Here is a 24,792-nt window from a genome sequence, read left to right as displayed (position 1 = left end):
CATAATAGGGCGCTACACGTAAGTCCCGATTCAATCCGTCCCTTTGGCCCGATCCTTCGAAGTGACAAAAGCCGCAACCACAGAGCGACATCCGATCGAAGACCTGCCGCGCGAACGTTATCCGGAACACATCGCGGTGATCATGGATGGCAATGGACGGTGGGCACAGCGGCAAGGACTTCCACGTATCGAAGGCCACCGTCGGGGCGTCAGTTCCGTTCGTCGCACCGTCGAAGAGTGCGCGCGACGGAAAATCCGTCAGCTGACGCTTTACTGCTTGTCGAGCGAAAACTGGAAGCGCCCGCAGCACGAGCTCGACTTCCTCATGCACCTGCTCGAACAATACATGATCGAAGAACGCGCAACGATCATGAAGCAAAATGTTCGTGTCCAGATCATCGGTCGTCGAGATGGAATCCCGGAACAAGTCCAGCGCGAGATGGACAAGACCATCGAGATGAGTGCCGCCAACACCGGGACCACCCTCTGTTTAGCCATTAATTACGGCGGTCGAGCTGAAATGGTCGACGCCGTACGATGCATTGCGGAAGGGGTCAAAGAAGGTCGCCTCAAATCGGAAGACATTACCGAAGAGACAATTGCCGAGCATCTTTACACTCGCGGTATGCCAGATCCCGATCTAATGATTCGTACCGCTGGCGAAATGCGGATCAGCAACTTTCTGCTGTGGCAGATCAGCTACTCGGAACTGTGGGTAACGGATCTTTGCTGGCCGGAATTCCGCGAGGAAACCTTGCAAGACGCGATCTACAACTTTGCCTCTCGTGACCGAAGGTTTGGCGGCCTCAGCAAGAGTGGGCCCTCAGGAGGGGACGCGTGCTCAAGTGGCGACTGATTGGAGCGTTCGCCATCATTCTGCCTCTTTGCGGACTTAGCTGGCTCGACTTCTACTACAACTTCGGTCGCCCTGGAATCTGGCTCTTTCCGCTGGTGATGCTGTTAGCCGTCATGGCTGCGGAAGAAGTTCTCAACTTACTGCGAGCGAAACAGCTTCACCCGATTGGATGGTCGTGCCACATGGGGACATTTTTGGTCGTCATGGCAGCTGGCATCCCGATGTGGTGGCCGCTGTCAAACGTCCCTGATCAAACCGATCAAGCTCAGTGGACGCTGTTTGCACTCGCATTGGGCGCAATCTTGGCGATCGTTGGTGAAATGCGCCGGTACGAAAAACCGGGGCATTCAATGATTCACCTGGGGCTGACCATCTTCGCGATCTTTTACGTCGGCGGCTTGATCAGCTTTGTCACCCGCCTGCGCGTCGTGGTGCAAGATATCCCGGATGCGAACGCTTACGGCATGCTCGCTTTGTTGTCGATGATCGTGGTGGTGAAGATCTCGGATATCGGAGCTTACTTCATTGGTTCGAACTTCGGACGCACCAAACTTGTCCCTCGTCTAAGTCCCGGCAAGACGCTGGAAGGAACGCTCGGTGGTTTAGCCGCGTCCTGCCTGGGAAGCTACGTGATGTTTCAATGGGTCGGCCCCTGGATGTTGGGCAGCCCAGTTGAGTCGATTCCTTTGGGCTGGCTACTTTTCGCCCTTTTGGTCTCGCCTGCCGGCATGGTTGGCGATCTTGCCGAATCGATGTTCAAACGAGACATGGAGACAAAAGACTCCAGCACGTGGCTCATCGGCCTGGGTGGAATCCTGGATGTTCTCGACTCGATGCTACTTGGCGCCCCGGTCGCGCTGATGTGCTGGGAAATCGGAATCATTGGTCCAGGACGTTAAGGTAGGAAGATTGTAGGGAATCGACCGATCACGCGTCCGATTCCCCAAAACACCTAACTGCATACATGGCATAATGTTACAACTCTTCGCACCACATTGATGATTCCCCCACACAAAACATTGTCTATATTTTGACGTAGGAATTCTTCCTTACGGGGATTTTGCCCAATCAATGTACGAAGCGACGATCAAATTTTTGGACCATCCGTCGGTCCTGCAACTATTCGGCAGCCGTGACCAGCACTTGCGTCGTATCCGTGACTCGTTGAACGTCACGATTACCCATCGCGACGAGCGCGTCAGCATCTCTGGCGAAGAACGTGCCGTGGCGAAAGCGATCCGAGTGGTGGAAGACTTGCGCCATCGCATCGAACGCAACGGCGCCCTTCACAAGGAAGACCTGGACGAAGCGTTGGCAGAGGTCGCAGGCGAACCGGTCCCACGACGCACGATCCCGATCGCGACTTTCCAAAAGGGAAGTAGTGTCAAACCTCGAACGCCCGGCCAAGAGAAATATGTTGAGGCCATTCGCGATCACAACATGGTGTTTGCCTTGGGTCCGGCTGGTACGGGTAAGACCTACCTAGCCGTCGCGATGGCCGTCGAAGCACTATTGGAAAATCGAATCGGAAAGATCGTTTTGGTACGTCCCGCCGTCGAAGCTGGCGAACAGCTTGGCTTTTTGCCGGGAACGTTGTATGAAAAGATCAATCCTTACCTGCGACCGATGCTCGATTCGTTGACCGAAATGATGGAGCCGAATCTCATCACGCAGTATATGGCCACCGATGTGATTGAGGTGGTTCCGTTGGCTTTCATGCGCGGTCGTACGTTAAAGAATGCTTTCATCATTTTGGACGAAGCTCAGAACACGACCACTGCCCAGATGAAGATGTTCCTGACACGCATGGGCAAGGATTCGCGGATGGTCATTAGTGGTGACATCACCCAGAACGATCTTCCGCCCCGAGTGAAAAGCGGTTTGGCCGATGCGTTATACCGCCTACGAAACATTGATGGTATTTGCCGAGTCGAGTTAACCAACGCGGATATCCAGCGTCACCCGCTGGTCCAAAAGATTGTGGACGCCTACGAATCAGGCTCAGACAACGAGTCCAGTTCGGAAGCCCCCCTGTAAGCCATGGCCCCTCCCGGTAAACCAAGAAAACGCGGTAAGCGAGTTCAATCGTTAGAACTTCCTCCCGGAACCTTCCGACGATTCGTATCTGAGTTATCGCATCCCGATAAACTTCTTTATCTGGCTTGCGCCCTCTTTGCGGCAGTCGCTTTGTGGCTCGTCACTGGCGCGTGGAATCCGCCGATGCAATATCGGCAAGGCTACGTTCCGCCGGCCGAGATCCATCCACGTGTTCAATTTTCAGTCGACGACGATCTCGCCACTGCTAAGGCCCAACGTGACGCCGAAAACGCAGCGATGTCGGTTTACGTGAACGATCCGACTCGCTTAGAACAAATGCGAACGCGGTTGCAAACGATCATCAACCAGCTGACCCAAGCGAAACAGTTTGACGCTGAGGTAGAACGTCTGTGGAACGAGTTCTTTCCCATTGCGGATGAGAACGTGGCTCCGGCCGATCCGATGGAACGCCAACAACAGTTCACTCGCTTGAAAGAACTCTTTCAGCGCGAAGGCATGCTCAACGCATTTCAACAAAGCGTTGAAGAAGCATTACGCCCGTTCGCATCGCGAGGGATTATGTCCCCAGATCAAGTCGAACAAAAAGAAGGACAAGCTGCCAGTATCATCGTGATCACGGTCGGTCCCAATACGAATCAGCAGATCATCTCGCTGAACGATGTTCTTCGAGCTCAAGTCCTTGAGAAACTTCGCCGCCCACTGAAGAACGAACTGGAAAAGCTTGCCAAAGGCGAAGACATCACCTTCCTAGTCGAAGCTGTCGACTTCTGGGTCGAGAAGAACCTGCCTGGAACGCTTACTTTCGATCGCGCTGCGACGACAGTCGAACGTGAAAAAGCAGTTGCGGCTGTTGAGAAGGTGCAACACATCTACTCCACCAAAGATGCCGTGGTTCCGGCTGGGGCACCGTTAAACGGGCAGGAACTGGCCTTACTCCGTCGCGAACATCAGGCCTACTGCGATCAGCGGAGCTTCTTTTCCAAAACGATTTACTCGCTAGCGATCCTCGGAATGTATTACGCCCTGGGAGCGTTATGTGCGATTTACCTGGTCGTCAAATGTCCGCGAATCTTGAGGGACCTCAACGAGTATTTACTCTTTCTGGTTCCGACCTGCATGACGATCGCCTTTGGATACTGGTTTGACGATCGCTGGCAAGCGGAAGTGATGGTCGTCATGATCTTGGCGATGACAGTCTCGATTGTCTACCAACAAGAGTTCGCCCTCTTGGTGACGGCCTGCGTGAGCTTGGCAATCGTGCTCACGAGCGGTTCCAGCCTGGTTAGCTTTGTCACGGTTGCCGCCACCTGCAGTGCCGCGACCCTTTCGATGACTAGAATCCGCAGCCGAAATAAGTTGCTATTCGTTGGCCTTTGGGCTGGTGTGGTGGCGTTCGCAACAAATTACGGGGTAAGTATCGTCGCCGGCCAACCAGCGACGCTCACACTGCTTGAGTCAGCCGCCTGGCAAGGTGCTTACGCCGTGGCCGCTGGAATCCTGATGACTGTTCTATTGCCATTCGTCGAGAAAGCGTATGGAATTCTAACCGATATCAGCTTGCTCGAGCTCGGCGATGCCGCCCATCCGCTGCTACAGAAACTCGCTCAGCGCGCCCCTGGTACCTATAACCATTCGATCACCGTTGCCTCAATCGCAGAGTCGGCTGCGGATTCGATTCGCGCCAATGGATTGCTCGTCCGCGTGGGGGCTTATTTCCACGACATCGGCAAGATGCTCAAGCCAGAGTACTTCGTGGAGAATCAGAACGCTTCCGACAACCGGCACGACGGTTTAAATCCGGCAATCAGCACGCTGGTGATCATTGCCCACGTGAAAGATGGCGCCGATTTGGCACGTCAAAACCGATTGCCGCGGGCGATCATTGATTTCATCGAGCAGCATCACGGGACGACGCTGGTGGAATACTTCTACCGTGTGGCCAGTGCTAAGGTCGAAGCGAATCCAGACGAACGCGAGGTCGACGAAGCGATCTATCGCTATCCTGGGCCAAAACCACAAACCAAGGAAGCGGCCGTGTTGATGATTTGCGATGCGGTCGAAAGTGCCTGCCGTACCCTGGTTGAGCCAACCTCCGCCCGTATTGAGGCATTAGTGGAGGAGTTGTCAATGAAACGGCTTCTCGACGGCCAATTCGACGAATGTGGGCTCACGCTGCAAGAGCTCCGTCAAATTCAAACCAGCGTGACGAAAAGCCTGACGGCCGTGTATCATGGTCGTGTCAAATACCCAAGTTCGCAGCCAGCCTAAAGCGAGACGGATGTCCCCCCCGTACGAAATCGTAATCACCAACCGCCAAACGGAATTCAAAATCCCTGGCGAACTCTTCCAACAAGCCGTCCAGGCGGTGTTCTCTGGCGAAGGCTTCGCACGCGGCGAAGTAGGGATCGCTGTGGTCGACAATACGGAAATCCATGACTTCAACATACGTTTCTTGCAGCACGACTACCCGACCGATGTGATCACCTTTCCCATGGACCATGAAGGTGACTTCCTTTCCGGTGAGATCATGATCAGTGCGCAATACGCAGCCGAGGAAGCCCGGCAGCATGCCTGGACCGTCGACGAAGAAATGACGTTGTACGTCGTGCATGGCTGCCTTCACTTGGCAGGTTACGACGATCACGAAGATAGCGATCGCCTAGAAATGCGACGTCTCGAACAACATTACCTTCAGCAGTTGGGCATCGAGTACGACGGCCAAGCCACTGCGTCAGGTACGCCCAACCAAGGAGCTTCATAACCGATGGGACCGACGCTATTCATCTGGTTGGCCACGTCTGGTTTGCTGGTCCTCATCCTCACTTCAATTGCCGCCACAATTCTGCCTGACATGCTATGGCATGATTTGGAAGAGTACTGTGAGAAGAAAGACCGCCCGCAGCTTTTTGGCACGATTCACGAACGCCATGAAATGGCGGCGCTGGCCGCTCAAGCGTTGCAAGTTTTAAGCCTCGCGATTTTCTTGATTTCCAGTCAGGCTTGGCTACTTGGCTCACGGGCCGAAACGATTCTCGACACGACGACCTTCATCGGTGACGTCGTGGGCGTGACTTTCGTCTTGATGGTCACCATGGTCTGGCTTCCCTGGGCGGTTGCCGAGCATTTTGGTCCTGCTTACATCTACTACACTTGGCCCCTTTGGTCGTCGGTCGCCACGATCTTTTACCCAGTGACCTTCGGTGTACATTTGATCGGGGGCGTGATGAAACGAGCCGCCGGTATCGAGGATGAACCGACCGACGAAGAAGAAGAATTCGAAGAAGAAATCCGTACGATCGTGACCGAAGCCATTCGTGAAGGTCACATTGAAGAAGACGCGCGGGAAATGATCGAAGGGGTAATGGACCTCGACGATACCGAAACGGTCAGCATCATGACGCCCCGTTCCGATATTGATTCGTTAGCCGCGACCACTTCCTGGTGGGAGACGGTCGAATTCATCTCGAAGACTGGTCGCACGCGTATTCCAATTTGGGATGGAACACGCGACAACTTCGCTGGTCTGTTGTATGTGAAAGACCTTCTTCCAGAACTGGCCCGTCCAGAGTCGACCCGCAAGACACTGATCGAACTCGCTCGTCCGGTAATCCACGTTCCTCAAAGCATGACCGTGAGCGAACTGCTGAAGTACTTTCTCCGCAAGCGAACCCACTTGGCTCTGGTTGTCGATGAATACCATGCGGTAACCGGCCTGGTCACGATCGAAGACGTTCTCGAAGAAATCGTGGGCGAAATCGTTGACGAACATGATCTCGACGAGACGGATAACGGCATCATCCAAATCTCCGATGAGGAAGCAGATGTCACTGGAAAGGCGCATGTCGAAGACATCAATGAAGTTCTCAGCATGGAACTTCCCGACGAAGATGACTACGACACCATTGGCGGGCTGGTCATCCATATGATGCGACGAATTCCGAAACCTGGCGAGTCTCTGCAAGTCGGCGAAGTGACGATTCAGGTGGTCGCTGCCGATCGTCGTCGCATTCATCAATTGCGTCTCACTCGCACGAAACAGAACAAGGCCCAAACGGCCTGATCTTTGAACGATCTTCCGCTCGCGGTATCATCGCCGAAGATGCATGCAGTGATATCGGCGGAATCTTTCATCTTAAAAGCTTTATTTCATGTCGGCGGAAAAGACGCTAGCAATCGTGATTCGCACCGTCGACTTCAGCGAGACCTCGTCGGTCGTCACGCTGTTTACCGAGGATTTTGGCAAAATCACTGCCTTGGCCAAAGGATGCAAGCGTCCGAAAAGCCCATTCGAGTCTGCTCTTGACGTTTTGACCGTAAGTCGAATAGTCTTCCTCCACAAAAAAAGCGACAGCCTCGACTTGCTGACCGAAGCAAAGGTCGAACGGCGATTTCGTGGTGGGCAAAAAAGCGTCGATCATCTATACGCTGGCTACTATGTGGCTGAGTTGTTAGCCGAGATGACCGATCGCTCGGACCCCTTCCCGGAGTTGTTTCGTTTAGCCAACCGGGTACTTTCCCAGCTGAATGATCTGCACGAGGTTGCTCCTTTGGTGTTGCGGTTCGAAATGATGCTGCTTCGCTACCTCGGCCAATTACCTGAGTTGACCCAATGTGTCGAAACAGGTGAACCAATCGCCGATAGCGGGCGTACTCCATTCGGACTACTCGCCGGTGGCGTACTTTCGAAGCGCGCACGTAGCGGTCATCGTCAAGTCATCGATGTGGCGGTCGACTCGTTGAAGTTGCTTTCGATTTATGCCGCAGAAGACGAGCGTTGGAAGACAACTGAAATTCCACCTCGCCTGGCCATGGAAGTCCGGGCACTCGTCAATCGATATTTGAGCCATACCCTGGGTAAGACGCCCAGATTACGAGAATTCCTGCGGATTCTCTCGATCTGAACTCAGGTTGGAAAACGCATAGGGCAAGGAAGTCCGCGATGATGAAAACAACTTCGATTCTCACCATCTGCATTCTCTCGGCTTTACCAGCTGTGGGCTGCATGAGCTTCGGCCAACAAGATCCAACGCCACCTCCAACCTCATTCAGTCCCGTCTCGCAAGTCAGCTACGAAGAGGAAGTCCAACGGGGACAATCTCCTGACGAAGCACCACCATCCTCAGATCGCTCGTGGTGGGATCCGACTGGGGTAGGACAGCGAGCCTTGGAAGTCACCGGTCATAACGGCCAAAACAAGTCGCTTGCCAAGCAGTTGTTCGCCAAGGGGGAAGCCCTTTACGAAGAAGGCTTGGAAGTCGAAGGAGCTGCTCGAGAAAAGAAAATGCTGGAAGCAGCCGGTTATTTCCAACGCGCTGCTCTTTATCAGCCGGGCACTGCGATCGAAGAAGACTCGCTTATGTACGCCGGGGAGTGTTTCTTCTTCATCGATCACTATGCCGATGCAACCCGACAATACGACAATCTGATCAAGAAGCATCCCAATACCAAGCACCTCGACGTGATCGACGTGCGTCGCTTCAAGTTAGCTCGGTATTGGTTGGATCGCTATACCAAAGATCGTCCCTGGGCAATGCAGCCAAACTTTACCGACGAACAGATGCCAACGTTCGATAGTTTTGGCAACGCGATCAAACTGTTTGACCTAATTCGCTTGGACGATCCAACCGGTGATCTGGCCGACGACGCCACGCTCGCTGCAGCAAACGCTCATTTCCGCGAAGCAAATTTTGAAACAGCCGATCGTTTCTATACCGACCTTCGTCAAAACTTCCCCACCAGCGAACATCAGTTCAACGCCCACTACCTGGGCGTGGTCACCAAGATGAAAGTCTATCAAGGGCCAGCTTACGACGGTAAACCACTGGAAGACGCCGAGAAACTACTAACACGTATGAAGCGACAGTTCCCGGATAAGACCCAAGAAAATATTGAAGTGGTCGAGAAGCTCGATTACGACATTCGGGCAGCCAAAGCTCAGCGTCTCTGGTACATGGCTTCGTTCTATGACCAGCGGAGCGATTACGCTGGTGCCCGACACTATTACAAGAAAATTGTTCAGCAGTTCCCTTCATCTAACATGGCCACGACTGCTAAGGATCGCCTGGCCGAACTCGAGGGGCGACCTGATTCGCCAACTCCGCCTGGAGAATTTCTTTACAGCTGGCTCGACCGCCGCAAGGATTTGCCTCAGGCTTCAGCCACGCCGATCGAAAACATCGCAACGCAGCCAGATCGCGAAACCGATCGTCGTTAATATTACTCCTACTGCCAATGCCTAATGTCTGACCAGCAAGTCAATCGTCGCTTCTTCTTGTTCGCTGCTGCCAGCTGTGTTGCGGCAAGCATGACCGGGTGCGTGCATTATCAGTTTGGCAATCGCAATCTTTATCGTCCGGACATTCATACTGTCCACGTCCCCATTTTTAAGTCGGAAAGTTTCCGACGCGATCTGGGAGAGCGATTGACAGAAAGCATTATTAGGGAGATTCAAGACACCACGCCCTATCGAATTGCCGATGCTCAGATGGCCGATAGTGTTTTGCGAGGTACTATTGTTCGGGATGATAAATTCGTTCAAGGAACGAACCCACTCGACGACCCGAGAATTTTGCGAGAAGATCTTCAGATCCAATACGAATGGATCGATCAGCGTGGCCAGCTAATTCGCCAACCGGCAACCTTGAGCTTGGCTTCCGTGCTGCGTACCGATACCCTAACCGCCCAGGGAGTGCTGTACCCAGAAGCTGGTCAATCTATGGTCACCGCCCAGCAAGAGGCAATCGATGCCTTCGCCAAGCAAGTTGTCCAGAATATGCAGGCTCCTTGGTGAATCTGGGATCAGCAAAATCCCTTACCTTGGTAGACTACATCCATGAAATCGATCCCGCATAGCACCACCTTGGCCGAACGCTACCCGTATCGTGCCATCGGTTGGAATCTACGAACCAGAAAGCTTCGGTTTGATCGACTTCCGAAACTGATGGGCATTCTGAACATAACCCCCGACAGCTTCTCAGATGGGGGAAAGTGGATGGATCAAAACGCGGCGATTGATCAAGCATTGCAGATGGAAGCCGATGGAGCTTCGATCATCGACATTGGCGGTGAAAGCACACGTCCTTACTCGCAGTCGGTTTCTACAGACGAAGAGCTGCGTCGCGTCTTGCCGATTGTCGAGGCAATTCAAAACGCGGTTCATGTCCCCCTTTCCATTGATACCACCAAGGCCGCCGTTGCGAAGGAAGCGATCGCTGCCGGGGTGGAAATCATCAATGACATTAGCGGTTTGGAAGCCGACCCGGAAATGGTCCCGCTCGCTGTGGAATCAGGAGCGGGCGTATGTGCGATGCACATGCAAGGCACTCCGCAAACAATGCAGGACGATCCGCAATATGACGACGTCGTGCTCGATATCTTCGACTACCTTCAAGCACGCTACCGCCAACTCCGTTATGCCGGAATCGATCGTACGAAGATATGCCTCGACCCAGGAATCGGTTTCGGCAAAAGTCACCAGCACAATTTCGATCTGATGGCTAAGTGTGACGAATTCCACACGCTAGGCTGTCCGATCTTAGTTGGGCATTCCCGAAAAGGCTTCTTAGCTAAGACACTCGGCGATAAAGACATGGACCGCACGTTAGCCACGGTGGGGGCAAGCCTAACTCTGGCTCGTCTTGGTGTGCAAATCATTCGGGTTCATGATGTTAGGGCGAATATGGAAGCCCTGGAAGCGTTTGTTTCCACAGGCGGAATCGACGGCGTCGCGATGGAGTTGCCTGACGATCCAATTCGCTAATAATGGTCAGTATGTCCGACCTACCTTCCAATCCGTTCGCCAGTCCCGAGATTGAGGAGGTTGCTGCTTACAGTGGTCCCTTGCATCAAACGAAAAGCATGGGGCGCTGGATCGGCCTGTCGACGGTGTCAGGTGTATTGCTCTTCGGTGCTTATTTCGTCGCCGTAATGGCAGTTTGCTTCTCGCTGACGGTTTTCATTATCGCACCTGATCGGATTTCTCCTCAGATGCTTACGCCACTTGGAATGTACTGCGCTGCTGCAGGTATTTACGGCATTGTGATTGGCTTCATCATCGGCATTACCTTTGGAACCATCACGTACTGGGCGCCGACGGGACGAGGCGTTTACACACTTTACGTATTTGGCTTGCCACTGAGCGTTCTATTATCGGTCATTACGCCGCTGATCTTTCTGTACAATCTCTACCTGGCCCAACCTAGCAACGATGTGTTTATCCCTCTCGGATGGACGGGATGCCTCGGCTTCTTCGCATTGGTCGCCGCTGGGCATCTGACTCACAACATTCGTCGCTTTCTGATCAAACCGCTTGAAACAACGGAAGCTTAAGCGGTTCACTTGATGCAAAACGTATCCAGCGGATCGACTTCTTATTGCTCTCTTATACTTGAAGCCATCCCGCCATGGGGCAGCAGCACACCATAAGTCATTGCTGCCACAGGCCTTACAAAATCCAACACTGTCGTCTGCAGCGAACCTTTCGCATTGACCCGATGTCCCATTCCAGGGATAATCCTTTGTTGGACGAACAGCTTCTCAGGGTTTGAAAATGGCGATTGCGGACGAACTAGATTTAACGACTTACTGTCATCAGACGGCCGAAAAGGCCCAAGCGGCCTCGCGTATACTGGCAACCGTTTCGGGTCAGGCGAAGAATGATTGGCTGAAAGCTTCCGCCGCGGCGTTGCGTGAAAGCATCGAAGCGATTGCTGAAGCGAATGCTAAGGACATAGCCAACGCCCCTGAATATGGCCTGACAGATGCTCAGATCGATCGATTACGTTTGACTGACGATCGTGTGGAAGGGATTGCGTCGGCCCTCGAACAAATCGCCATGTTCCCTGATCCAATTGGCGAAACAATCGATTCGACCGTACGTCCGAATGGACTATCAATCCAAAAAATTCGCGTACCACTTGGTGTTGTCTTCTTCATCTACGAGTCTCGTCCGAACGTTACGGCAGACGCAGCTGCGATCTGCGTGAAGAGTGGCAACGCGGTGATCTTGCGAGGCGGCAAGGAGGCGATTCACTCGTCGCAGGCGATCGTTCACATCTTGCAGGAAAAGGCGGCTGAATTTGGTATCCCCAGAGATGCGATGCAGTTGGTTTCAACTACCGATCGTGCCGCAGTCGGACATTTCCTGAAACTCAACCAGTTTATCGACGTCGCGATTCCTCGTGGAGGTGAAGGCCTCATCCGTCGCGTAAGTGCGGAAGCCACCATGCCGGTAATCAAGCACTTTGACGGAAACTGCCATGTGTACGTCGACCAGGCAGCCGACCTGGAAATGGCAGTTCAAATCACGGTCAACAGTAAATGCCATCGCTACGGTGTCTGCAACGCAGCTGAATCGCTGGTCGTTCATGCGGCAATCGCTGATAAGTTCCTTCCGATGATGGCGAAAGCCTTCGCAGCGAAGGAAGTCGAAATGCGCGGCGACGAGGCGACCTGCCAGATCGTGAAGTCAGCCGTACCAGCAACGGAACAAGACTTTGGCGAAGAATACCTGGGGCCGATTATTTCGGTGAAGGTTGTCCAAGACATCGACGAAGCAATCGCTCATATCAATCGTTACAGCTCGAAACACACCGAGTCGATCGTCACTGAAAACTTGACCGCCAGCCGCAAGTTCACGGCCCAGGTCGACAGCTCGGCTGTCATGGTCAATGCGAGTACTCGCTTCAATGACGGAGGAGAGTTCGGTCTCGGTGCCGAGATTGGTATCAGCACTGACAAATTCCATGCTCGCGGTCCTTGCGGGATCGAAGCATTGACCAGCTACAAATACATCGTCATGGGCGAAGGTCACGTTCGTAGCTAGAACGTAATCCGACATCATGCATCGAGGACGTGTGAATCAAGGGAGTGATTCATGGCTGACAACGTACTGAGCCAGGCTGAAGTCGAAAGCCTGCTGAACGCGATGGAGACGGGCAACGAACCGTCGAAGCCGGCCGCTGCCGTTTCGCCTGATCCGCAAGCCAGCCACGCTCCGCGCACTCGTGAGAAGATCACGCCCTACGACTTCAAACGTCCCGAGCGGGTCGGCAAAGACCAAATGCGGGCCTTGCAGTCGATGCACGAGGGATTCAGCCGAAACTTCGGAGCCGCTCTATCCGCGCTTCTGCGTTCGATTGTCGAAGTCAAACTAACAAGCGTCGATCAGCTCACGTACAGCGAATTCGTTTTCAGCCTTGAGAATCCCAGCTGCTTTAACCTCTTGGTTGCTGAGCCGCTAGAAGGCAATCTGATTCTCGACATCAATCCGTCGATCCTCTATCCAATCATCGATCGTCTGCTGGGCGGCGGCAAAGAGAGCACGCCCGCGTCGCGGCGTCCGCTGACAGAAATCGAACTAACGCTGGTCTCGCGAATTTCGGACCTGTTTTTGATCGAACTCAAAGAAGCCTGGGAAAACGTCCTTCCACTTGACTTAAAAGTTGTGCGTGTGGAAAGCAATCCACAACTAGTTCAAATCGTGCCGCCAAACGAAGTGGTTGTGCTCGTCAGTTTTGAACTGGCGATCGGTGACGTACGCGGCATGATCAACCTTTGCATTCCGTTCAACTCGATCGAACGAATCAGTCATAAGCTGACCGCTAACACGTGGTTTTCCTACGGAAGCACTGAGGCAACACCCCAGTCGCGGGCTGCGATTGGGGATCACATCGACAAAGCTCACGTCAATCTCGATGTAATTTTGGCCAACACCACAATCACGATGGAAGAGCTTCTCGACTTGCGTGTTGGCGATGTGATCACGACCGAGAAGGACTCACGCACGCCGCTTCAGGTTAATGTGAACGGCACTCCAGCATTTCAAGCATTCGCAGGAGCGTACAAGGGTCGGAAAGCTATTCAAATTGAACGAAGCTTCGAACGCAAAAAGCCGCCTCAACAAAAATAGGTCTTCACGAGCGTTGTCCCCTATGGCGATGTTCTTAAGATCAAGCTGAGGATTTCGAGGGCCATTGACGATCGACTATCCCCTGTCCCTTGTCGCTTGCGTGAGAGAGAAACAAAATGCTTCGCGCAATCTTCCCTTAGTGATTCCATCCGCGAGTCTTCCGGACAACCCCAAGCCGAGCTGAGACGCTCGAGCGCGGACACATCGCCATCGAGTGAACGTTCTACCAATCGCAAAAGTTCTTCGCGATCCGTATCACGCTCCAGGGCAACGGGCGGCAAGGAGACCGCGGGGGATGCATCTGCCTCCTTCCGCCGTTGACCCGATAATGTCACCCGAAGTCGGTTTCCAATTGACGGCAGATCTTCCAAACGCGTCGATAACGGCAATTCCCCAATCAGCTTTGCCGCAATATCGGGCTCACGTTGGCACAACGCAACTTGAACCCAAGTTGCCCATGGATGTCGCGATAGTTCTGGCGTGCGTGCAGGCGAGTCGAACGCAAAGACCGTGCACCCTTCCTGCCGCGCGGCCTTCTTCTGTTCCTCAGTATCGTTTGCCAGTCCAATCAAGCGAAATTCACGACGTGGCGAATAGCGCAGGCGCGTCGAAAACGGAAATAGCGGTCGAATCGAGACGGGCAGCAAGTTGAAAAATACCGAAAGGTAGCGGTCGTTATAGTTACCGGTAAACAACAGTTTCTTCGAGGTTAGCGCGAGGTGAAACCAAGTGACCATCGTTTGCTGTTGCGTTGGCGAATCGAAGAAGCGAATCAGCCCAGGTTCAACGGGCGGCCCCGACGGAAGCATCATCATCGTCGGCAAATCGGTCGGCAGCTCGGGGCCTGGACGCAAGTCGTGAATTGCTAGGGCCGCAGAAAGCACACGAAAGGGGTCGTTATGAAAGCGAGCGAAGCTTGCCTTATTCAGCACGAAGCAGTGCGTATAAACCTGGCGTCCACCTCGGCCACTATACTCAGCCGAGCCCAGCATCGTTCGGGAGATGCAAACTTTCCCATCCCGAAGTGGATGAAAGTTCAAGCTCACGTCGGAAGGATCGTCGGCAATCATCGAGTCATGTGCCGGACCCCATACAGCCAGGACACGTGCGTCCTCGGCGCTGATCCCCGGGCTCCAAGCCACGAGCTGGTATCCATCTTTGTTCATCGTCTGGGCCGACGTGAAAATCGCTTGCTCGACAGGAACGGTCCCTGCCGGCATGGATACTTGTGATTTCGATGCTTGCAGAGTCTTCGGAGTTAGAGGAGCCACAGGTATCACCGATTTATACTTTTCGGACAAGCCATTCAAACGGTTCTACGATGCCGCGCGGCTCGATCCGCAGTGGTACGGCCATCGGACCTTCGCCTCGTTCTTCGCGGAAGCCGACGGAGCCGGCGACCCCTGAAGCAAAGAACCCGTAGTTCACAAATCGCTGCTGAACTTGTTGCCAGAGATTGGGAGTCTTCTCTTTGGCATACAACTCTGGATTGTCGAAGCATGGTTCACACCGATCAGCCTTGGAGAACACAATCGCGACCGGACGTGTCGACTTCTTACCTTTATTGCGACGTCCATCCTGCTCACTGAGATACGTGATCAGCTTCATCAGGAAGTAATTTTGTTCCGCGCCGCCTCGCTCGATCCGATCGGTATCGGCCAGCAGAATTACTGCCGAGCATTTATCCAGGAAGGAGTGAATCGCCGGATAGGCATTGGGGTGATCAATCTCTTCTAAGATCGCCTCGCCCGCCATGTCAGGCATGATCAATTCCATCGGCTGCTTCTTGTTATTGATCTTGGCCTGGCAGTGTACCCAGTTCCAGCGATCAGGCTCGTTCGGAGTCTTTTCGGGGAACTGACACTGTGCGAGTGCCATCATCGTTCGCTGTTGAAGAGTGATCGAGAACGCTCCTCGTGCGAGAACCTGCACCCGACCATTCTGCCGAGTCAGCATGTCCAACAACATGCCAAGGTAAACCGTCTTGCCGGCAGCCGCGGTGCCCAGCACAGCCAACATCTGCGGACGAACGCCCTGGGTCCTGGCCTGGTGGGAAAGAGCCAGCGGGGCAGCACAGTGTCGACATAACTCGGTACTGTAGCTATTGTCGACACCACAGATATAGCACGACAATGGTACCGCAGCTTCGGCAAGACGGTACGATTCCATCGGGACGAGGACACGCTTGGTCATTGGGTCACCTCAGCAAATTCTTCATGAGTTTCGACCTGGGCCGGAGTCTCCTCGGCTTGCATCGATTCGTCTGGAATCAGATCACACAGCCCGATTGCACAGCGGAACCCGATGTTCCGCTTCCGGGCCACGGCTTTATCGCCGCTTTGAAAATCACAAGAAGCCTGGGCCTCGAAGTAGGTATCGAAAGCACCACCACGCACGCTTCGCATCGAAGCGTCGAGAACAAGAGGATTGGCCCCCGATTGCCAGGCACCGAATCGGCTTGAGGTCCATTCCCAAACGTTACCAATCAATTGATGGGCACCACCGACACTCATTCCATCGGTGAACTCGTCCACGGGTGCCGTACCTCCGCGGCCACTTCCCCATAGGTTCGTCTTATTCTGATCGAACGCTTCCCCCCAGGGGAACTTGCGCTGAATCGGTCGTGCGCCTGGCAGCGGTACTGGCCAACTGCCAGACTTGACCCACTCTGGATCAGTTGGCAGACGTTTACCGACCCAACGTGCGTACGCGGCCGCTTCGTACCAACAAACACCGACTACGGGATGGTTGGCTTGGCCGGAGAGATACGTTCCATTCTTCCAGTAACGAGGACCACTGATTCCGGTCGAGTCAACGAATTCGAGAATAGCCGGAACGATTTCAGGATCCCATAATGCTAGTTGTTCGTAACCACCAGCATCCACGAAACGTTGAAATTGATCGTTGGTGACCTGGTAACGATCGAGGTAGAAACCCTCGACATGGACAACGCGACCATCCAGATGCTCGGGCAGATCGGCGGAATCATTCATTCCCTTACCGACGATAGTTTCGCCGCTGGGAACCAATGTCATTTCGTCATCCAACATTTGCTGAGCACGGGTCAACACCTGCGATGGAATGCTTTCGGCGATCTGTGGACGAAGAAGAAGCGTGTAACGCCCCTGCTTCAGCATCAATTCGGCCAAGTCTTGCGAGTCATCGACGCCTGGGTCAACATCATCCGTAGCGTGGGATTCAACCGCAGGTTTTGTGGCAGTCGAATGAGAGGTAGTGTGGCTCGAAGATGTAGCAAATCTCTGGCGGAACTTGCGGTAGAACGCGGTTCCGGCAATGAGGGCGACCACGAAAAGCGTTGTGGCCCAGGCCAAGACAAGGCTGTTGAAAAGCCAGGCCAGCCCTCCTAGTACTACCAGGCCAGCTACGCCAACTCCCCCTACTACATAGCGTTTCATCGAATGAGTCCTGAATGATGACTTTGTGGAAAAGGGTCCTAGCTACGCTGCTGGTTGCGACGCTTGTTCACGTCGCGCTGTAGCTTGGCGAATTGCGCCATAACGGAATCAACTACGGTATTGTTGTTGTTCGCTCGAATCTCGAGTTCATCCCGTGTCACCGTCGCCGTATCACTGATCACCGAGGTATCTGCGAATGACTGGGTCTGCGTCGTAGCTGGCGTCATGCGGCGTTCCAGTAACGATCGCATGGCCTGCATTTCTTCTGTCCACGAGGACTTCTGCTGGTTCATTTCCTTGCGTTGTTGATCGATCGTTTCAGTCAAACGCATGGCATGCCCACGAACCTGATGGAGTTCCCCTTCGAGCACTTCATTACGCTGCTTGAGAGAATCAAAATCATCGTTGTCCGATTCTTCTGCCTCGGCTTGGTCCCGCTTGAGAAGTTCTAACTTGGTTGCTGCCAATTCGCGGCGAAGCTGCTCGACTTGGGTTAAAAGTTCGGCGTCGCCGCCGGAATCGGAACGGGCAGCACTCAATTGCTGCTCCAGTTCTGCAATCCGCTGCTGGTCCGCGGGGTCGTTTTGAATGGATGGTACGGCCGCTTTCGCTTCCGATACTTGCTGTTGAAGCTGCGCAATTTCAGCATTTGCCTGTGCGATCGCTTCATTATGTTGCTCGATGAGTTGATTGAGACGCTGATTCTCTTCACTCAGGTGAAGTGAAGTCTGAGCCGTATGATCGAGTTGACGCCGCGCCTTCATCAATTCATTTGCGCGCGACTCGACGTCTTGGCCCAGGTTGGCAATCTCGTTGAGCAGCCCATCAATAAACTTCTCCAGTTCTCCGTTGTGATGACGGAGTTGGCTAAGCGCTTGATCGAGCGGCGTGTAGTCGGGGCTCATCACGGGAGCCATTGCGTGAGCATTCACGTCAACCCTGCCTTCCGCCTATCACCTGGAGGGAACTCGGCCATAGGTCACTCTGGAAAAAGTTGCCCGAAAACTGGGCCAAGTCGGAAAAGTTCCAAATGGGAAAACGCTCGTTTCCCGCTGTCTATGAGGAGGGTGGCAATGCTGGTTCAGCAACCACCATTGAAAACGTAGGTCGAAACCACCCCTCAGGCAAAAGAATCCGCCGAAAATGATGAAACTGCTACTAGTGCGGTAGATAAATGTGATTTCGCAATTTTCCTCTGACAAAGTCGATGCAGAGTCCCCAGTTGCTCAGGCAGCGAGAGATGTTAGGCTGGAAGATGATGTTCGCGTTCGCTTGAATACACGATCGCATCGCGTGCGGAAGGATTTCGCCATCTCGCCTAATTGCAATCAGGAGTTTGCCATCATGATGAAATTCACTAGGACGCTACCGGTCTTTTTCGCCGCTGTGGTCCTGTTGGCATCCGCCAGCTCTTCGCAAGCTGCGAAGTCGGTAGAGCCCACGTGCTGCGCTCCCGTACCACCAAAACCATGCTGCTACGAACCTTGTTTCCGGTACAAGACGCATCGCTTGTTCGTCAAAAAGGCATGCCCTTGCGCTTGCGGCCCGCCGACCGAAGCCATTCTGCAGGTGACCGATCCTCGCTGTAACTGTTATGTCGATGTGCCCGTTTGTCTTCCTTCCTGCTGCGAAGGCATTCCTTGCATCACCAGCCGATGCGGTTTGTTCAAGCGTGGTATCGTCGAATACGAATGGTGCTGTGGTTTCAAGATCAAAATGGTCTTCAAGGACTGCGGCAAGATTGACGTCCATTACTATGGACTTTAATAATCCGTCGCACCGACGATGAGTTGGCTCAGCTAATTGAACCCTGCCCTGCTGAGGGCAACTTGTTGACCAAATTAGCTGGCAGCGACATACTTGGGGAGAACTAATTCACCTCCCCATTTGTGCAGTTCGGAACTCATCGTGTCCAAAAAGCGGCGCAGTCAGAAAAAGCTGGCCCGCCCAGAGGCTCATGCACCTCCGGGCGAGTCGCAAGCGATTGAATCGTTGACAATCTTTTGGAGTCTCTGCATCTTTGCGACTCTGGTATTTGTCATCGGTGTATTGTTGATGTGGTTCTCGGTTGCCGCATGGCAATTGGCAGGCGGTCCCAGAGATACGCTTCTGGCATTCTCGGATCTTCTCCTCTTCACCGCGGTTGTCACAGGAAGCGTCGGCGGACTCCTGACGCCGATCGTTCAGTCTCGACGAAAACGTCGAGCACCAAAGTCGCTTCAAATAGCTGCGGTGGCGATCGCTATGATGCCGTGGGCCTTGCTTGTTTTCTTAATGTCGCGTCGGTGAGAGTCCGACGAAATCCTCTTTTCGCGCCGCCCCACCGTCGCACTCACATCTTTGTTATGACCTCGGAAAGGTAACGGTCTCAATGGATCCTCGCTACGAAAAGCTGGCCCAGGTTTTGGTGAAGTACTCTGGAAAAGTGAAGCCTGGCCAATTGGTGCGTATCACAGGACCGACCGTTTCGGAACCGTTAGTGATCGCCATCTACCGTGAAGTCATTCGGGCTGGAGCTCACGCCGAAGTCAGCGTCATTCCCGACGAATGCAAGCGAATCTTGCTCGAAGATGGCTCCGACGAACAGTTGCTGTTCGAGAACCCGCTCTTGTTGCATGCAGTCGATACGATTGACTGTTCCATCGGTCTTTGGGGGCAGAAGAACACAAAAGCCCTCTCCTCCATTCCGCCGCAACGAAGCTCGCTACTGAGTCAGTCGCGGAAGACCTATTTCAAGAAGTTCCTCGGCCGTGCCGCCGATGGCTCGTTGAATTGGGTCGGTACGCAATTCCCCTGTGAATCCTCTGCGCAAGACGCCGAAATGTCGCTGTCGGAGTACGAGGATTTCGTTTTCCGATCTGGATTTCTGCACGAGCCAGATCCAGTAGCAATTTGGAAGAAGCTAAGCATCAGCCAGCAGAAGTTAGCTGATTTCCTTATGACGAAGAAAGAATTGCGGTTCGTCACTCCGCAAGGTACTGACCTGACACTGGGCATCGAAGGACGCAAGTGGATCAACTGCGACGGGCACGAGAACTTCCCTGATGGTGAAGTCTTCACTGGGCCGATCGAAACGGCCACGCAGGGGATCGTTAAGTACAGCTTTCCGGCCGTTCATGGCGGTCGAGAGTCAGACGGCATTGAACTAACCTTTAAGGATGGTCGGGTCGTCGATGCGAAAGCGAATAAAGGGGAAGAGTTCCTCATCGCTATGCTCGATCAAGACGCCGGTGCCCGTATCCTCGGTGAAATTGCGATCGGCACAAACTACGCGATCCAGCAATACACGAAGAATACGCTGTTCGATGAAAAGATAGGCGGAACCTTCCATGCCGCCGTTGGTGCCGCATATCCCGAATCAGGCGGTACGAACGAATCTGGTCTGCATTGGGACATGGTGTGCGACTTGCGAAGTGGTGGTCAAATCTTGGCCGACGGCGAAGTGATCAGCGAGAATGGACGATTCTTGAATCCGGAATTCCCGCAACCACTGACGTAGTGGCAGTTGGTTGGCGACTACCCTAATCGCGTCAGAATACGGCCTCCCTAGCGAACAAAGGGAGGCCGTATGATTTCGTTTTCGCGAAGCGGATTGCAGTACAGGATTCGCTCTAACAATTCCGGACTGCCCTCTTCTTCGGCCGAGCGATCGTAATGCCACTCGCGATCGGTCGGGATATATCGCAAATCGTACGGCCAGGAATGAAACGGCTCGAAGCCAAGATGCTCGACTAACTTGGCCGAGTTCATCGATACATTCCCGGCCCGAGGCGGAATTGGGCCCGCCTCAATTCGCATGCATCCCATCAAAAGGTCTGGGTCATATCCGCCGACACGATTCACGATCTGGGCGATCTCGTAAAGGCTCAAACTGGTTGGTCCGCCGGCATGATAAATCCCTGGTAGCGGTCGAGACAGTATCTCTTCAAACGCCAGATTCATGCAGTCCGTATAGGTTGGGGTACGCACTTCGTCAAAGTAAAGCGTAGCCGGACGCTGCTTCTTAAAGCGAGATTGAATCCAGTCGATCGCCCCGGCATGTCCGTTGAAGCTGACACCCATTGGCAGCGAGATTCGCAAGATCGTTGCATCGGGACGCATCAACGAGACTAAGCTTTCCGCTGCGGCCATGGTCTTGCCGTAAACCGTGACCGGGTCGGTGCTGTCGGTCTCGAGCATGTCTCCTTCGCCGATGCCGCTGAAAACGAGGTCAATCGACAAATGAACTAGCCGTGTGTCAGTACCTTCAAGGATATGCAACAGATTCCGCGTACCTTCGAGATTGATTCGCCAGGCCATGGCAGGGTCAAGCTCGCACGACTTCAGGGCACAGCTTCCCGCACAATGAAGCACCGATCCAAATTGGTGTTCATCAAACAATCGCTTCAGAGAATCGACATCTTCCATGTCGCATGCAACAACATGATCCCCTTCTAGACGCCAGTTGTCGGTGGGACGCAAACCAACGACTTGTCCTGGGAATTTATGGCCGAAGTGGAACAAGGCGTTGTATCCAGGCACTCCGGGCACGCCCGTTATCAACAAAGGTAAACGTAAAGACATGGCCAAATGGGATTTTAATGCGCAAAAAAGGAAACAGCTTATTCAGGGGGATTCCTATTCGCGGGTTTCCGATACATGCATCGATACCCCCTGATATCGATTCTCTCACCCCCTCGCATGAACGAGTTCGCTCGGGATAGACATCCGCATATTAGGAGTTTTCGTAAAATCCGATAGCCCTGATATGGGGTTCCGTAAGAGAACGTCGATGTGACAGGCGCAATGCACAAGTACTCTCGAAACCGTAGCCGACAACTAGAGATAACGCTCATGCGTCGGCGAGGAGCCAAGCTCCTCAGAGTGACCTACATTTGAACGATGTCTTGCCAACATCCAACGTTTGTCCAGTTACGCTGTCAGGATTTGTTCGTATGTCGTTGCCACCCGCCTCAATGTCGCTTACCGGGAATGCCGTTGGTACGTTTGTGCCGGCTGTACGTCACCGCTTGAAGCAGTTGAGCACGGAATTGCGGAACTACTTTGGCGTCTCGTTTTGCCTGCGCGATGGCAACTCGGGCGAGCTCTTAATTTCCGCCGATGGTCATCATGATGGCGACGAGGATCTCTTAGCCAGCCTAAGCCCCGGAATCGTGCGGGAAGGTACCGCGACAATCGTTGCTGAAGAAAACGGCTGCGCACTACTTAGTTTACCGTTACGCGACGGTGCCCAAGATTTAATCGCCAGTGCACCTTTCCGCTTAGCGACATCTTCTAACGCTGCAGTCGACTTCTCACAGGTCGGCAAGTTGATTGGCAGCTCGCCAGAAGAAGCAAAGCACTGGTATAACAACCAAGCCGAATGGACGATCCCAGCCTTAGAACGCATGGCCGCAGTCGTAGTCGGCAAGATAGGTGCAGAGACAGAAATTGTCCGTCTGACTGAGGAGATTGATAAGGTCTCTGACAGCCTGTCCTCCACCTATGAAGAAATCAGCCTACTCTACGGCCTGACCCAAAACCTGCGAATCTCAAGCAGTGACTCACAGCTTGGCGACCTGGCTTTGAACTGGCTATTGGAAGTGATTCCATGCCGTGGTCTCTCGATTCTGTTCCAGCAACCGGGCGTCAAGAAAAACTCGAATGATCTTGCCAGCACGGCTTACGCTTCACCGCAACTGACCGCAGGCGAATGCCCAGCAGACACAACGATGCTGAGTCAATTGATTCAGTATTTGAATCTGAATCAAAAGCGATCGGCCTTTGTCGCCAATCAACGGATCACCGAACGTCCGGATTGGCCCTTTCCTGCGATACGACAAATTATCGCAGTGCCGCTCATCGAAGGCGAAAATGTCTTCGGTTGGCTATTCGCATTCAATCACAATGAAGACAAAGGTTTCGGTACCGTCGAGGCCAGTCTGCTGAGTAGCGTTGGAACAATCCTTGGCATTCACAGCGGCAATATTGAACTCTATCGTCGGCAATCCGAATTCGTCACTAGTGTGGTCCGAGCAATGACCTCTGCCATCGACGCGAAAGACCCGTATACCTGCGGTCATAGCGATCGAGTTGCTCGTTTGGGTGTTCGTTTGGCCAAAGAACTCGGCATGGACGAACGCGACTTGAACTTGATGTACATGGCCGGACTATTACACGATGTCGGCAAGATTGGCATCGACGACAGCGTCCTCCGCAAACCAGGGCGGCTGACCGATGAAGAGTACGAGCATATCAAGCTGCACCCAGAGTTGGGCTACAACATTCTGGCTGGTCTGAAACAACTGGAAGATGTTCTCCCAGTCGTGTTGCATCATCACGAGCAGTGGGACGGCAATGGCTACCCACACGGTCTTGCCGGCGAATCGATTCCATTGATGGCCCGCATCGCGGCCGTAGCCGACTCCTACGATGCCATGTCGAGCGATCGTCCCTATCGTAAGGGCATGCCCGCCGAGCGTGTCGACAAAATTTTCCAAGAGGGATCCGGCACCCAGTGGGACCCCGAAGTGGTGGCCGCATTCTTTGCAGCTCGAAAAGACATCGACTCCATCGTGCGTGAAGAACGGGCCGAACTCGGATTCGACCTCACAAACGCAACCTCCTAGTCAGGCTACAGGACCTCGACTGTTCCCAACTCGCACTCGATCTTCGTGCCCGCAGCATTGTGGCTTCGTCGGATCATTGCGAGTCCGCGTGTTTGTCCATCAAGCTCTGCAGCGGACACGACTTGGCCGACTTCTTTCTCCTCGACCTTGATTGCAAGCGGTAGTTCTTCCACCTGCTTGGGCAGTTGAACAGCGACCAACTTCTTGTTCACATGTCCGAGAGCGTCGATACGGGCAATCGTCTCCTGTCCCAAGTAACATCCCTTCTTGAAACTGATCGCCAAGTCATCTCGATTCGCTTCCTGGGCTAAGTGTTCCGCAGATATGTCGACGCCATGCCATGGAAAGCGATTCACAATTCGATCTCGCTGAAACACTTCGATGCCGACGCTGGTAGCGCCACATTCGGATAAGCGCGTGCCGAATGCTTCTGCTTGCTCGCCGCGGATTTCAACCGAAGGTTTGCCAACGACGGATATACGGAAGAGGCGGAGTGTTGCCCCTTCCCACGTGATCGTGCCGTGTTGCGAGGTTCCCAATGTAACTTCGCTTCCGAGGAGTTCTTGGAGGCAAGCCTCAAGTCCCTCGCCCCACACAAAGATCGCGTTTCCCTGAGTACTCCGATCGTTAACTTCGACGTCTTCGATCATCGAATACTTCTGCAAGTGAGGCAATAAACCTGGCGATTGATCGCCAAGACCTAGAAACTCAAGCCGATCGTCCGACTTATAAACAAACCCATGCGCAAGAATCTTCCCCTGAACCGTTGGGAAAAATGCTTCGCAGCCGCTCCCTGATTCCAGCACGACAACATCATTCGTGCACAGACCTTGAATGAATCGCAGATGACTTGGACCGCTGATTTCGATCCACGTTGAAAACGGCGAAGCGGTCCACGATAATTGGGCACAATGGTCAGACATCAATACTTGGCTGGGCAGAGGT

23 protein-coding genes are annotated in these 24,792 nt (G+C 53.6%); 17 read left to right on the top strand and 6 right to left on the bottom strand.

Annotated elements, in window-relative coordinates; translation table 11 throughout:
- The first annotated feature begins 61 nt into the window (after window positions 1-61).
- The 13 genes from C5Y83_RS24920 to fliM all read left to right on the top strand — a co-directional run bounded on the left by C5Y83_RS24920 (window position 62) and on the right by fliM (window position 13,823).
- Complete coding sequence (locus tag C5Y83_RS24920) at window positions 62-856, top strand: isoprenyl transferase (RefSeq protein ID WP_105333043.1); 795 nt, start codon at window positions 62-64, stop codon at window positions 854-856.
- Window positions 838-1,755 carry a phosphatidate cytidylyltransferase gene (locus C5Y83_RS24915; protein WP_105332524.1) on the top strand — a complete coding sequence of 306 codons (918 nt, stop codon included), beginning with the start codon at window positions 838-840 and terminating at the stop codon, window positions 1,753-1,755. Before C5Y83_RS24920 ends, C5Y83_RS24915 begins: the two co-directional genes overlap by 19 nt.
- Before the next feature lie 172 nt (window positions 1,756-1,927).
- Complete coding sequence (locus tag C5Y83_RS24910) at window positions 1,928-2,893, top strand: PhoH family protein (protein ID WP_105332523.1); 966 nt, start codon at window positions 1,928-1,930, stop codon at window positions 2,891-2,893.
- A gap of 183 nt (window positions 2,894-3,076) precedes the next feature.
- On the top strand, window positions 3,077-5,182 hold the full coding sequence (locus C5Y83_RS24905) for an HD family phosphohydrolase (protein WP_158262506.1): 2,106 nt from the start codon (window positions 3,077-3,079) through the stop codon (window positions 5,180-5,182).
- 10 nt (window positions 5,183-5,192) lie between these two features.
- Entirely contained in the window at window positions 5,193-5,675 is a 483-nt protein-coding gene (ybeY, locus tag C5Y83_RS24900; RefSeq protein ID WP_105332521.1) for an rRNA maturation RNase YbeY, read from the top strand.
- Between the two features lie 3 nt (window positions 5,676-5,678).
- Entirely contained in the window at window positions 5,679-6,974 is a 1,296-nt protein-coding gene (locus C5Y83_RS24895) for a hemolysin family protein (protein ID WP_105332520.1), read from the top strand.
- 88 nt (window positions 6,975-7,062) lie between these two features.
- Window positions 7,063-7,815 carry a DNA repair protein RecO gene (gene recO, locus C5Y83_RS24890; RefSeq protein ID WP_105332519.1) on the top strand — a complete coding sequence of 251 codons (753 nt, stop codon included), beginning with the start codon at window positions 7,063-7,065 and terminating at the stop codon, window positions 7,813-7,815.
- A gap of 38 nt (window positions 7,816-7,853) precedes the next feature.
- Complete coding sequence (locus C5Y83_RS24885) at window positions 7,854-9,128, top strand: tetratricopeptide repeat protein (protein ID WP_105332518.1); 1,275 nt, start codon at window positions 7,854-7,856, stop codon at window positions 9,126-9,128.
- Between the two features lie 24 nt (window positions 9,129-9,152).
- Window positions 9,153-9,704 carry an LPS assembly lipoprotein LptE gene (lptE, locus tag C5Y83_RS24880; protein WP_105332517.1) on the top strand — a complete coding sequence of 184 codons (552 nt, stop codon included), beginning with the start codon at window positions 9,153-9,155 and terminating at the stop codon, window positions 9,702-9,704.
- A 42-nt stretch (window positions 9,705-9,746) separates the two neighbouring features.
- Window positions 9,747-10,673: a dihydropteroate synthase gene (gene folP, locus C5Y83_RS24875; RefSeq protein WP_105332516.1), complete on the top strand. Its 927-nt coding sequence runs from the start codon at window positions 9,747-9,749 to the stop codon at window positions 10,671-10,673.
- An 11-nt stretch (window positions 10,674-10,684) separates the two neighbouring features.
- Window positions 10,685-11,242 carry a hypothetical protein gene (locus tag C5Y83_RS24870; RefSeq protein ID WP_146117921.1) on the top strand — a complete coding sequence of 186 codons (558 nt, stop codon included), beginning with the start codon at window positions 10,685-10,687 and terminating at the stop codon, window positions 11,240-11,242.
- Window positions 11,243-11,462: 220 nt separating this feature from the next.
- Window positions 11,463-12,737 (top strand): glutamate-5-semialdehyde dehydrogenase, encoded by a 1,275-nt coding sequence (locus C5Y83_RS24865; RefSeq protein WP_105332514.1) that lies wholly within the window; start codon window positions 11,463-11,465, stop codon window positions 12,735-12,737.
- A gap of 51 nt (window positions 12,738-12,788) precedes the next feature.
- A complete protein-coding gene (gene fliM, locus C5Y83_RS24860; protein WP_105332513.1) occupies window positions 12,789-13,823 on the top strand; it encodes a flagellar motor switch protein FliM in 1,035 nt (344 codons plus the stop codon).
- Window positions 13,824-13,843: 20 nt separating this feature from the next.
- Here the strand turns inward: fliM and C5Y83_RS24855 are convergent, their stop codons facing one another.
- From C5Y83_RS24855 to C5Y83_RS24840, 4 genes are all read right to left on the bottom strand, one after another.
- Window positions 13,844-15,043 (bottom strand): hypothetical protein, encoded by a 1,200-nt coding sequence (locus tag C5Y83_RS24855; RefSeq protein ID WP_105332512.1) that lies wholly within the window; start codon window positions 15,041-15,043, stop codon window positions 13,844-13,846.
- Window positions 15,044-15,107: 64 nt separating this feature from the next.
- Window positions 15,108-16,016, bottom strand: coding sequence for a TRAFAC clade GTPase domain-containing protein (locus C5Y83_RS24850; protein WP_105332511.1), 909 nt, complete (start codon window positions 16,014-16,016; stop codon window positions 15,108-15,110).
- The gene (locus C5Y83_RS24845) at window positions 16,013-17,239 is read right to left on the bottom strand and encodes a formylglycine-generating enzyme family protein (RefSeq protein WP_105332510.1); all 1,227 of its coding nucleotides are present in this window, start codon (window positions 17,237-17,239) and stop codon (window positions 16,013-16,015) included. Before C5Y83_RS24845 ends, C5Y83_RS24850 begins: the two co-directional genes overlap by 4 nt.
- A gap of 38 nt (window positions 17,240-17,277) precedes the next feature.
- Entirely contained in the window at window positions 17,278-18,171 is an 894-nt protein-coding gene (locus C5Y83_RS24840; RefSeq protein ID WP_146117920.1) for a hypothetical protein, read from the bottom strand.
- Window positions 18,172-18,583: 412 nt separating this feature from the next.
- On the opposite strand from C5Y83_RS24840, the gene C5Y83_RS24835 reads away from it, so the two are divergent.
- The 3 genes from C5Y83_RS24835 to C5Y83_RS24825 all read left to right on the top strand — a co-directional run bounded on the left by C5Y83_RS24835 (window position 18,584) and on the right by C5Y83_RS24825 (window position 20,738).
- On the top strand, window positions 18,584-19,006 hold the full coding sequence (locus C5Y83_RS24835; RefSeq protein ID WP_146117919.1) for a hypothetical protein: 423 nt from the start codon (window positions 18,584-18,586) through the stop codon (window positions 19,004-19,006).
- Between the two features lie 141 nt (window positions 19,007-19,147).
- The gene (locus C5Y83_RS24830; RefSeq protein ID WP_105332507.1) at window positions 19,148-19,528 is read left to right on the top strand and encodes a hypothetical protein; all 381 of its coding nucleotides are present in this window, start codon (window positions 19,148-19,150) and stop codon (window positions 19,526-19,528) included.
- 82 nt (window positions 19,529-19,610) lie between these two features.
- On the top strand, window positions 19,611-20,738 hold the full coding sequence (locus C5Y83_RS24825; protein ID WP_105332506.1) for an aminopeptidase: 1,128 nt from the start codon (window positions 19,611-19,613) through the stop codon (window positions 20,736-20,738).
- A 47-nt stretch (window positions 20,739-20,785) separates the two neighbouring features.
- Here C5Y83_RS24825 and C5Y83_RS24820 read toward each other — a convergent pair whose 3' ends face one another.
- Window positions 20,786-21,802, bottom strand: a complete 1,017-nt coding sequence (locus C5Y83_RS24820) for an SDR family oxidoreductase (RefSeq protein ID WP_105332505.1) — start codon at window positions 21,800-21,802, stop codon at window positions 20,786-20,788.
- 371 nt (window positions 21,803-22,173) lie between these two features.
- On the opposite strand from C5Y83_RS24820, the gene C5Y83_RS24815 reads away from it, so the two are divergent.
- Window positions 22,174-23,847 (top strand): HD domain-containing phosphohydrolase, encoded by a 1,674-nt coding sequence (locus C5Y83_RS24815; RefSeq protein WP_233207355.1) that lies wholly within the window; start codon window positions 22,174-22,176, stop codon window positions 23,845-23,847.
- A 5-nt stretch (window positions 23,848-23,852) separates the two neighbouring features.
- Here the strand turns inward: C5Y83_RS24815 and C5Y83_RS24810 are convergent, their stop codons facing one another.
- Window positions 23,853-24,770 (bottom strand): YgfZ/GcvT domain-containing protein, encoded by a 918-nt coding sequence (locus C5Y83_RS24810; protein WP_158262505.1) that lies wholly within the window; start codon window positions 24,768-24,770, stop codon window positions 23,853-23,855.
- Window positions 24,771-24,792: the final 22 nt, after the last annotated feature.

The organism is Blastopirellula marina (assembly GCF_002967765.1).
GTDB lineage: Bacteria > Planctomycetota > Planctomycetia > Pirellulales > Pirellulaceae > Bremerella > Bremerella marina_A.
The sequence above is the reverse complement of the archived record's forward strand: the minus strand, read 5'-3'. Positions and strand labels throughout refer to the sequence as shown.